We start from the raw sequence: 10,830 nt of genomic DNA, 5'->3' as shown, positions 1-10,830 counted from the left end.
TTCCATCCGCTCGTACATATCGATGACTAGTTATTGTTTTTATTCAACAAAAAGGACGCCAAGACAACACCCCCGTGGTGTGGTCGCTCAGGGTAGTATAAAAAGAACCCCCCCCCCCCCCCCCCCCCCCCTCCCCCCGCCGAGGCCCGGGCCGCCGCCGACCCGGACCCGCCCGCCGAGTTCGGCAGCGACTGGCACGACCCGCTCACCGCCGACCCCCGGATCGACCGGCCGGCCACCCGGTCCTGCGAGGTCACCCTCGCCGAGGCGCAGTTCCGCGACTTCACCCCGTACCGCGGCGGCTACGCACCGCCCGCCGGCTGCTCCGGCCCGTGGCACAAGGTGGTGCTCCGCCTCGACGGCAAGGTCAAGGGCCGCCAGTACGACCGGCTGGGGTACCTGTCGGTGGGCGGGGTGGAGATCCTGCGCACCTCCACCCCGCAGCCCTCGCCCGACGGCATCGAGTGGTCGGTGGAGAAGGACGTCACCCGCTACGCCGACACCCTGCGCCGCGAGCAGCCCGTCGAGATGCTCATCGGGAACGTGGTGAACGACACCTACACCGGCGTCATCGACGTCAAGGTCACCCTGACCTTCTACGCCGCCGAAGGCCGGACCCGGCCGGCGCAGGAGCTGCCCGACCGGGTGCTGCCGCTCACCTCGGACACCGTCACCACCCCGCGCAACACCGAGCGCCTGCTGGCCGAGGTGTACGCCACGGGGTCGGGCGGCGGCTGCGAGGAGTACTGGTACATGACCACGCCGGACGCCGCCCCGTACTCCTGCAAGGCGGCCGACGGGCCGTACCGGGAGGTGCGGATCAGCGTCGACGGCCGGCCGGCCGGGATCGCCGCGCCGTTCCCGACGGTGTGGACCGGAGGCTGGTCCAACCCGTTCCTCTGGTACGTCACCCCGGGGCCGCGCGCCTTCGACGTCCAGCCGGTGGTCTACGACCTGACGCCCTTCGCCGCGCAGCTCAACGACGGCCGGCCGCACCGGATCGAGGTCTCCGTCGCCGGGGTGCCCGCGGGGCAGAGCGGCTGGAGCACCCCCGCCAACCTGCTGCTGTGGCAGGACCCGGGCCGTACGGTCGTCACCGGCGCGCTGACCCGGCACGAGGAGAGCGATCCGGCCAACTCCTCCCGCTGGACACCCGGTCCGCAGGAGCACCGCCTCGACACCGAGGGCAGCCACCGGCTCACCGTGGCCGGCTACCTCGACACCTCGCACGGCCGCGTCACCACCACGGTCACCCGGGCGGTGGCCAACACCTCCGTGCACCGCTGGACGGACGGGGAGGGCCGGGACGCGCTCAAGGCGAGCTGGACCGACGAGGAGACGGTGACGGGCGGTCGCGGCACCACGCGCACGGAGCGCACGTACACGATGGACGGCGAGACCACCCTCGGCGCGGACGCCCGCCTGCGCACGGTCCTCGCCCTCGGCGACCGCGCCGACACCCGCACCGTGCGACCGGGCCACCGCCCGTCCCGGACCCTGCTCGACCACACCTACGCGGGCGACGCCACCTACACCACGGGCGTCCCGCGCGACCAGCGCCACGCGGTCGCCGCCACGACCGAGCGCTACCGCCTGTACGGCACGGAAGGCTGCCACGACCGCACCCTCCGCACGGCCCAGGGCACACTCACCGAGGACCGCCGCCGCTGCTGACGGGCCCCTGTGCGAATCTTGCCCCCATGCACAACTGGCGCAGAAACCTTACGGCGGCCGGGGTGGCCGACCCGCTGCGGCGGTCCGACCTCACCCTGGCCGCCCGGCGCGTGGCCCGCCGGGAACCGGCTCCCTACCTGGCCCTGCGGCTGCTGGCCGCGCCGCACCTGCAACCCTGGCTGGCGGCGGGGCTGGCGTTCATGAACCGGGTGGACGACGTCGCCGAGACCGGTACCACGGCGCAACGGCTGGCCGGCCTGGAGCAGTTGGGCCATCAGGTCGATGCGGCGCTGGCGGGCGCGCCCGGACCGGACCCGGTGATCCGGGCGTACGCGTACGCCGTGCGCGAGCGCGGGCTGCCGCGGGAGTGGATCGACCGGTTCCTCCAGGGGGCCGCCTCGGCCGAGGCGGCCTTCGCCGGGTTCGCCGCCGAGCAGGACTTCCAGGAGTACCTCGACGCCTACGCGTGGCCGGGGATCGTGGCCTTCACCGGCCTGCAGTACCCCGGCGGGCCCGACGAGGCCCAGGCCGCTGGCTGGCGCCGGTTCGTGGACGCCGCGCAGCGGGTCGACTTCCTGGCCGACCTCGCCGGGGACCTCGCCGACGGCCGGCTGTGCATACCCCGCGACCGGCTGGCCGCGCACGGGGTGACCGAGGACGACCTGCGCGGCGGCAAGGACTCCGAGGCCGTGCGGGGACTGCTGGCCGACGAGGCCCGCAGGGCCCGTGGTGCCCTCGACGCGGCCGCCGGCGTGGCCGGGCTCGCCGACCCCGGGCTGCGCCGGGTGGTCCGGGTCATGACGGAGCTGATGGCGCACCAGCTGACCGCCGTCGAGCGGGCGGGGGCCGGTGCCGTGCGCCGCGACGTGGGCTACGGGGTGCTCGCGCCGCTGCGCATCCTGGGCCGGGCGGTGGCCGCCCGGCCCTGAGCCGGATCAGTAGGGGCCGTTGACGTTGTCGATCGAGCCGTAGCGGGCGGCGGCGTAGTTGCAGGCCGCGGTGATGTTGGCGACCGGGTCGTAGGAGTCCGACGAGGTGCCCGGCACGTGGTACGCGCGGAAGGTCGGGTCGATCACCTGGAGCAGCCCCTTGGAGGGGATGCCGGCGGCGGCGTTGGAGTCCCAGAGGTTGATGGCCCGGGGGTTGCCCGAGGACTCGCGCATGACGTTGCGGTGGATCCCGTTGTAGCTACCGGGAATTCCGTGCTTGGCCATGACGTCCAGGGACTCCCGGATCCAGCCGTCGAGGTTGTTCGGGTACGCCTTGGCCTTGGCGACGGCCGGGACGGCGACGGCCGCCTTGGCGGGCCCGCCGATCGTCAGCTTCAGCCCGGGGCGGATCACCGAGGGATCGGTGCCGATCGCCGTGCGGTTGTCGGCGTAGATCTTCTGCCAGCCGCCGCTCACGGAATGCGATTCCGCGATCTCGGAAAGGGTGTCGCCGACGGCCACGGAATAGATCACCGGGGTGGCGGCGGGCTGTGCGGGTGTCGCCGGCTGCGCGGCGGGCGCGGTCTTCGCCACCCCCGTGACCTGCGGTGCCTGCGTCGCGACCGGATGCGCCTGCGCGGCGGTCGCGCCGATCAGCGGCATGGCGAGGGCCGCGCCACCGGTACCGGCGACGGCGATCCTACGGGTGATCGCATTGTTCTTGGGGCGACGGTGCCTACCCTTTGCGCGCATGGGCGAATTCCTCACATGGGGGGTGCGGGAGAGAGATTCGGGGCGACCGTAAGCGTGTCGGAAGTCTCGGAACAACCCTTGAATTTCCGACAGTGATCGATATTGCCGATTCCGCCCCTGAATTCCCGGTCGGGGTTCCCCGCCCCGAATGCCAACTCGCCTTTGCTCCCTTGGGGATCGGCCCCCGGAAAGGAATGATGTTGAACCGCCCCGGGTGATGCAGCTCACGCGGGGCGGTGCCCGTTCTCCGGCGTTTTGGCGCCCGGGCAAATTCCCCTGTTCACCCCGAGCCGGGCGCTATTCGCCTTCGGCCCAAAAGGCGCTTTCGCTACCCAAGAGGGTGCGAATCGGACAGCTCTTCCAGGCGTGCCAGCGCCGTTTCGACCGACGCGCGGCCCGCCGGCAGCAGCGGCAGCCGGACGTCCGGGGTCGGGATGCGCCCCTGGGCGTGCAGCACGCCCTTGACCACCACCGGATTGGGCTCGGCGAACACCGCCGCCGAGACCTTGGCCAGCGCGTGCCCGAGCGCCCGCGCCCGTCGCACGTCCCCGGCACCCCAGGCCGCGGCCAGCTCCACGAACCGGGCGGTGGCCAGATGCGCGGAGGCCAGGATGCCGCCCGCCGCGCCGAGCGCCAGCAGCGGCGAGGCGTACACGTCGTCGCCCGCCAGGAGCGCGAAGCCGTCCGGGAGGTCCCCCAGCAGCGCCATCGCCTCCTGGTCGATGCCGCCGCCCGCGTACTTCATGCCCGTCACCCCCGGCAGCTCCGCGAGCGCCCGCAGGGCCGGCGCGTCCAGCGGCAGGCCCGTGCGGTACGGGATGTGATAGACGATCAGCGGGACCGGACTCGCCGCGGCCAGCCGCTCGAAATGGGCCAGCACCCCCGCCGCCGACGGCCGTACGAACGACGGCACCGCCACCAGCGCCGCCCCGGCCTCCGGCCGGCGCTCCAGCGCCCGCAGGGCGGCCTCGCTCGCCCGGGTGTCGGCACTCCCGGCGCCGACGGTCAGCAGCGCGCCCCGCTCCGCGCACACCCGCGCGCACACGTCCGTCACCCGCTCCCGCTCCGCCGCGTCCAGCGCGGCGGCCTCGGCGGTGGTGCCGAGCGCGACGATGCCCGCCGCGCCCGCGTCCAGCACCTCGTGCGCGAGTGCCTCCAGGGCGTCCGCCGCGACCTCCCCGGAGGCCGAGAAGGGGGTGACGAGGGGGACGTGGATGCCGCGCGGCGCGGTCCCCGGCCGGACGGCCGGCCGGGCGCTCGGCAGGGTGTCCCGTGCGGTGGCCCGGGCGGTGCCGTGCGCGGAGTGACGTGTGGAGCCGGGTGCGGTGTCGAGCGAGGTGTCGAGTGCGGTGTCGAGTGCGGTGTCATGTGCCATACGGACGAGGGTCGTCGGGCCCGACCCCCAGGTCCAGTTCGCGTTTCTTACCCGAAGCGTAAGCTGAGCCGATGCTCGACGTCCGACGCCTGCGCCTGCTGCGCGAACTCGCCCGCCGCGGCACCATCGCCGCCGTCGCCGAGGCGCTCTCCTTCAGCCCGTCGGCGGTGTCCCAGCAACTGAGCGTCCTGGAACGCGAAGCCGGCCTGCCCCTCCTCGAACGCACCGGCCGCAGGGTCCGCCTCACCCCCGCCGGCCAGCACCTCGTCGGCCACGCCGAGGCCGTGCTCGAACGCCTGGAGCAGGCCGACGCCGATCTCGCCGAGGCCCGCCAGGGCCTGGCCGGCGCCCTGCGCATCGGCGCCTTCCCCACCGCCACCCGCGCCATCGTTCCGGCCGCCCTCGTCACCCTCGCCCGGTGCCACCCCCGCCTGGAGCCCATGGTCTGCGAGACGGACCCGGCCGCCGTCGCCCACGCCCTGCGCGCCGGCGACCTCGACGTGGCCCTCGTGCACGAGTACGACTTCGTACCGTCCCCACGCGAACCGGGCCTGGAGACCGCGCCCCTCTACAGCGAGTCCATGTACCTGGCGGCACCCGCCGCGAGCGGACCGGGCGCGGGACCGTACGCCGGACCGGGCGCGGGACCGTACGGCGGACCGGGCGCGGATCCGTACGGCGCCCCGGGCGCGGCCCCGGACGGCGGCCCGGACCCCGATCCGGCACCCGGCCCCGACCAGGGGGCCGTGCTGCGCGCCCACCGCGACGCCCCGTGGATCACCGCCACCCCCGGCACCCTCTGCCACGCCATGGCCGTCCGGGCCTGCCAGGCCGCCGGGTTCAGCCCGCGGATCCGCCACCAGGTGGACGAGTTCCCGACCGTCCTCGCCCTGGTCGCCGCCGGGCAGGGCGTGGCCGTCGTACCGCAACTGGGCATCGACGGCCCGGCCGGGCCCTTCGGACCCGCCCCGACGGCCGTCACCCTCACCCGGCTGCCGATGCAGCGGCGCACCGAGCTCGCCTTCCGCAGCGGCGCGGGCGGCCATCCGGCCGTGGCCGCCTTCGGCGCGGCGGTCCGGGATGCCCTGCCGGGCGATCTGGCCCCCGCCCGCCGGTGAGGCCAACTCCCGTACGCCGTGGCGCCCGTGTACGTTCGGTGATCCGGGACGGACGCACCGAACGAGAGCGGAGTACGACGTGACGCATCGCGTACGAGGGGTCATCGCGAGGAGCAAGGGCGCGCCGGTGGAGACCACCACCATCCTGGTCCCCGATCCGGGGCCCGGCGAGGCCCTGGTCCAGGTCAAGGCCTGCGGGGTCTGCCACACCGACCTGCACTACCGCGAGGGCGGCATCAACGACGAGTTCCCCTTCCTCCTCGGGCACGAGGCGTCCGGCATCGTCGAGGCGGTCGGCCCGGACGTCACCTCCGTGGCCCCCGGCGACTTCGTGGTGCTCAACTGGCGTGCCGTGTGCGGGAACTGCCGCGCCTGCAAGCGGGGCCGCCCCTGGTACTGCTTCGCCACCCACAACGCCACGCAGGCCATGACCCTGGAGGACGGCACCCGGCTCTCCCCGGCCCTGGGCATCGGGGCCTTCGCCGAGAAGACCCTGGTCGCCGCCGGCCAGTGCACCAAGGTCGACCCGGCCGCCTCGCCCGCGGCCGCGGGGCTGCTCGGCTGCGGGGTGATGGCCGGCCTCGGCGCGGCCCTGAACACCGGCGACGTCGGCCGGGGCGACTCCGTCGCCGTCATCGGCTGCGGCGGCGTGGGCAACGCGGCGGTCGCCGGAGCCCGGCTGGCCGGCGCGGCGAAGATCATCGCGGTCGATGTGGACGACCGCAAGCTGGGGTGGGCGAAGGGCCTCGGCGCCACCCACACCGTGGACGCCCGCACCGAGGACGTGGTCAAGGCGATCCGGTCGCTGACCGGCGGGCACGGCGCGGACGTGGTCATCGAGGCCGTCGGCCGCCCGGAGACCTACGAGCAGGCCTTCTACGCCCGCGACCTGGCCGGCACGGTCGTCCTGGTCGGCGTACCCACCCCGGAGATGAAGCTCGAACTCCCGCTGCTGGACGTCTTCGGCCGCGGCGGCGCGCTGAAGTCCTCCTGGTACGGCGACTGCCTGCCCGAACGCGACTTCCCGCTCCTGATCGACCTCTACCTCCAGGGCCGGCTCGACCTCGACGCCTTCGTCTCGGAGACGATCCCGCTCGACGGGGTCGAGGAGGCCTTCGCCCGCATGGAGCGGGGCGAGGTCCTGCGCTCGGTCGTCGAATTCTGAGCCGGGGCTCCGGCACCGCGCGGCAGGACCGCCCGTGCCCCGCCGCGCGGCCGCGTCCCCCGGAACACCACGACTACGCCCAGCCGTTCCCTCCCTCCCTCCCTCCTCCCCTCCCTTCCCCCGTTCGCTGATCCTTCGACCTGAGGTGCGCACGATGACCGAGCACACGGACCAACTGGAGCCCATGCCCACGGACTGGCAGCGCGCCCTCGCCGTGGTGGCCCACCCCGACGACCTGGAGTACGGCTGCGCGGCGGCCGTCGCGGACTGGACGGACGGCGGCCGCGAGGTCGTCTACCTCCTCGCCACCCGCGGCGAGGCCGGCATCGACACGCTCGGCCCCGCCGAGTGCGCCCCGCTGCGCGAGGCGGAGCAGCGCGCCAGCGCGGCGGTCGTCGGCGTCTCGACGGTGGAGTTCCTCGACCACCGGGACGGCGTGATCGAGTACGGCGTGGACCTGCGCCGGGACATCGCGGCCGCGATCCGCCGGCACCGCCCCGAACTCGTGGTCACGCTCAACCACCGGGACACCTGGGGGCCGGGCCCCGGCGGCTACTGGAACACCCCCGACCACCGCGCGGTCGGCCGGGCCGTCCTGGACGCGGCCGCCGACGCCGGGAACCGCTGGATCTTCCCGGAGCTGATCTCCGAGCAGGGGCTGGAGCCGTGGAACGGGGTGCGCTGGGTGGCGGTCGCCGGCTCCCACACGCCCACCCACGCCGCCGACGCGCGGCCGGGGCTGGAGCGGTCGGTGAAGTCCCTGCTGGAGCACCGGGCGTACATCGAGGCGCTGACCGACGAGGAGCCGGAGAGCTACGTCCGCACCTTCCTGACCACCAACGCCGAGCGTGCGGCGGCCCGGTTCGGGGGCCGGCCGGCGGTCTCGTTCGAGGTCTTCCCGCGCTGACCTTCGCGGGCAATCGACCCGACCGGGGCCGCCGGCCCGACCGGCGCGCTGCCTGCCTCGCCAGGCGCCCACCTCATGTACCGCAGCATCCGCCTCCCTCCCGCCTTCGCGGCCGCGCTGTTGCGGCGCGGGCAGCCCTGCCTGCCCGCGCCGCAACAGCGCGGAGCTGCCCCCGCTGCCCCCGCTGCGCCCGCCGACCCGGACCCCGCCCCCGACCCCGACCTTGATCATCCCGGTCGGGTGAATCCGGTACGGCCGGTTCCCAGGAGGCAAGCGACCGCTTAGTATGTGCCCGACTGTGACCCTCGACGGCGGCGGGAGGCCCCGGATGCAGGCATGGCGAGTCCACACCCACGGCGAACCCCACGAGGCCATGCGCCTCGAAGAGGTCCCCGGACCCCGGCCCGGCGACGGCGAGGTGAGACTGCGGGTGCTCGCCGCCAACGTCAACTTCCCCGACGCCCTGATGTGCCGCGGCCAGTACCAGATCCGCCCGCCCCTGCCCTTCACCCCCGGCGTGGAGATCTGCGGCGAGACCGAGGACGGCCGCCGCGTCATCGCCAACCCCGCCCTGCCGCACGGCGGATTCGCCGAGTACGCCATCGCCCCCGAGGCCGCCCTGCTCCCCGCCCCCGACGTACTCGACGACGCCGAGGCGGCCGCGCTCCACATCGGCTACCAGACCGGCTGGTTCGGACTGCACCGGCGGGCCCGCCTCCAGCCGGGCGAGACGCTCCTGGTGCACGCCGCCGCGGGCGGCGTCGGCAGCGCGGCCGTCCAGCTCGGCAAGGCCGCAGGAGCCACCGTCATCGGTGTCGTGGGCGGCAAGGCCAAGGCCCGTACCGCCGAGGCGCTCGGCTGCGACCTCGTGGTCGACCGGACGGCGGAGGACGTCGTGGGCCGGGTCAAGGAGTTCACCGGCGGCCGCGGCGCCGACGTCGTCTTCGACCCGGTCGGCGGGAACGCGTACGCCGCCTCCGCCAAGTGCGTGGCCTTCGAGGGCCGCATCCTCGTCGTCGGCTTCGCGAGCGGCACCGTCCCCTCACCCGCCCTCAACCACGCGCTGGTGAAGAACTACTCCGTGCTCGGCCTCCACTGGGGCCTGTACGCGGTGAAGGACCCGGCCGCCGTCCTCGCCTGCCACGCCGAACTCACCCGCCTCGCCGCCGAAGGCGCCGTCAAACCCCTGGTCAGCGAACGCGTCCCGCTGGGCGGGGCCGCCGACGCCGTACAGCGCCTGGCCGACGGCACCACCACCGGCCGCCTGGTCGTCGTACCGGACGGAGCCGCCCGATGACCGACCCCGGTACCTCCGCCGGCACGGCCCCCGCCGCCGCACCCGCCACCGCCGCCGAACTGCGCGCCCGCACCCGGAACCTGCTCGCCGCCCACCCGCCCGCGCACACCGCCCGCACGGACTTCCTGCGCGCCCGCTTCGACGCCGGCCTGGCCTGGGTCCACTACCCCGAGGGCCTCGGCGGACTCGGCGCGCCCCGCGCCCTCCAGGCCGTCGTCGACGCCGAACTGGAGGCGGCCGGCGCCCCCGACAACGACCCGCGCCGCATCGGCATCGGCTTGGGCATGGCGGCGCCGACCATCCTCGCGTACGGCACCCCGGAGCAGAAGAGCCGCTTCCTGCGCCCGCTGTGGCTGGGCGAGGAGGTCTGGTGCCAGCTCTTCAGCGAACCCGGAGCCGGCTCCGACCTCGCCGCCCTCGGCACCCGCGCCGTACGCGACGACCAGGGGGACTGGACCGTCACCGGGCAGAAGGTGTGGACCTCCAGCGCGCACACCGCCCGCTGGGCCATCCTCATCGCCCGCACCGACCCGGACCTGCCCAAGCACCAGGGCATCACCTACTTCCTCTGCGACATGACCGAACCGGGCGTCGAGGTCAGGCCGCTGCGCCAGATCACCGGCGAGGCCGAGTTCAACGAGGTCTTCCTGACCGGCGTCCGCATCCCCGACACCCACCGGCTCGGAGCCGTGGGCCAGGGCTGGGAGGTCGCCCGCACCACCCTGATGAACGAGCGCGTCTCCATCGGCGGCATGCGGCTGCCCCGCGAGGGCGGCATGATCGGGAAGGCCGCCGAGGCCTGGCGGTCCCGCCCCGAACTGCGTACCCACGACCTGCACCAGCGGCTGCTCACCCTGTGGGTGGAGGCCGAGGTCGCCCGGCTCACCGGCGAACGCCTGCGCCAGCAGCTCGCGGCCGGCCAGCCCGGCCCGGAGGGCTCGGGCCTGAAGCTCACCTTCGCCCGACTGAACCAGCAGATCAGCGCCCTGGAGGTGGAACTCCTCGGCGAGGACGGACTGCTGTACGAGGACTGGACGATGCGCCGGCCCGAACTGGTCGACTTCACCGGCCGCGACGCCGGCTACCGCTACCTGCGCGCCAAGGGCAACTCCATCGAGGGCGGCACCAGCGAAGTCCTCCTCAACATCGTCGCCCAGCGGGTCCTGGGACTGCCGGCCGAGCCCCGCGACGACAAGGACCTCCCCTGGAAGGACCTCGCCCGATGACCGACCACCTCGACCTGCTCCACAGCGACACGGAGGAGGAGCTGCGCTCCGCCGTCCGCGCGCTGCTCGCCGACCGCTCGGCCCCGGCGGCCGTGCTCGCCCGCGCCGAGTCCGGCGCGGGCCACGACCCGGCCCTGTGGCGCACCCTCGCCCGGGACATCGGCACGGCGGGCCTGCTCGTCCCGGAGAAGCTCGGCGGCCAGGGCGCGAGCCACCGCGAGGCCGCGGTCGTACTCGAGGAACTGGGCCGGGCGGTCGCCCACCTCCCGTACCTGACCAGCGCGGTCGTCGCCACCGAGGCCCTGCTGGCCTGTCCCGGCCCGGCGGCCGCGGCCCTGCTGCACGACCTCGCCGCCGGCGACACCGTCTGCGCCACGGCCCTGCCG

The 10,830-nt window shown here is 74.5% G+C and carries 9 protein-coding genes and 1 pseudogene; 8 read left to right on the top strand and 2 right to left on the bottom strand.

Going from position 1 to position 10,830, the window contains the following annotated elements:
* Positions 1-165: 165 nt before the first annotated feature.
* Both GPJ59_RS26880 and GPJ59_RS26875 read left to right on the top strand, forming a co-directional pair.
* Positions 166-1,674: pseudogene (locus GPJ59_RS26880) on the top strand (peptide-N4-asparagine amidase); the annotation flags it as partial.
* Between the two features lie 62 nt (positions 1,675-1,736).
* Entirely contained in the window at positions 1,737-2,603 is an 867-nt protein-coding gene (locus GPJ59_RS26875) for a phytoene/squalene synthase family protein (protein ID WP_219670287.1), read from the top strand.
* A 6-nt stretch (positions 2,604-2,609) separates the two neighbouring features.
* Here GPJ59_RS26875 and GPJ59_RS26870 read toward each other — a convergent pair whose 3' ends face one another.
* Positions 2,610-3,356 (bottom strand): LysM peptidoglycan-binding domain-containing protein, encoded by a 747-nt coding sequence (locus GPJ59_RS26870; protein ID WP_219670286.1) that lies wholly within the window; start codon positions 3,354-3,356, stop codon positions 2,610-2,612.
* Positions 3,357-3,684: 328 nt separating this feature from the next.
* Entirely contained in the window at positions 3,685-4,731 is a 1,047-nt protein-coding gene (locus GPJ59_RS26865; protein WP_219670285.1) for a dihydrodipicolinate synthase family protein, read from the bottom strand.
* 71 nt (positions 4,732-4,802) lie between these two features.
* Between GPJ59_RS26865 and GPJ59_RS26860 the strand changes: the two genes are divergently transcribed.
* The 6 genes from GPJ59_RS26860 to GPJ59_RS26835 form a co-directional block, all read left to right on the top strand.
* Positions 4,803-5,849 (top strand): LysR substrate-binding domain-containing protein, encoded by a 1,047-nt coding sequence (locus GPJ59_RS26860; RefSeq protein ID WP_219670284.1) that lies wholly within the window; start codon positions 4,803-4,805, stop codon positions 5,847-5,849.
* 79 nt (positions 5,850-5,928) lie between these two features.
* Positions 5,929-7,014, top strand: a complete 1,086-nt coding sequence (locus GPJ59_RS26855) for an S-(hydroxymethyl)mycothiol dehydrogenase (protein ID WP_219670283.1) — start codon at positions 5,929-5,931, stop codon at positions 7,012-7,014.
* Positions 7,015-7,168: 154 nt separating this feature from the next.
* A complete protein-coding gene (locus GPJ59_RS26850; RefSeq protein WP_219670282.1) occupies positions 7,169-7,921 on the top strand; it encodes a PIG-L deacetylase family protein in 753 nt (250 codons plus the stop codon).
* A gap of 328 nt (positions 7,922-8,249) precedes the next feature.
* The gene (locus tag GPJ59_RS26845) at positions 8,250-9,218 is read left to right on the top strand and encodes an NADPH:quinone oxidoreductase family protein (protein ID WP_219670281.1); all 969 of its coding nucleotides are present in this window, start codon (positions 8,250-8,252) and stop codon (positions 9,216-9,218) included.
* Positions 9,215-10,444: an acyl-CoA dehydrogenase family protein gene (locus tag GPJ59_RS26840; protein WP_219670280.1), complete on the top strand. Its 1,230-nt coding sequence runs from the start codon at positions 9,215-9,217 to the stop codon at positions 10,442-10,444. Before GPJ59_RS26845 ends, GPJ59_RS26840 begins: the two co-directional genes overlap by 4 nt.
* Positions 10,441-10,830: acyl-CoA dehydrogenase family protein (locus tag GPJ59_RS26835; protein ID WP_219670279.1), on the top strand; the 390-nt coding region annotated here is incomplete at its 3' end. The genes GPJ59_RS26840 and GPJ59_RS26835, both read left to right, overlap by 4 nt.

The sequence above is a fragment of the Streptomyces bambusae genome, assembly GCF_019400985.1.
GTDB classification, from domain to species: Bacteria; Actinomycetota; Actinomycetes; order Streptomycetales; family Streptomycetaceae; genus Streptomyces; species Streptomyces bambusae_A.
Note: the sequence above shows the minus strand (reverse complement) of the source record. Positions and strands in the feature narration are given on the sequence as shown.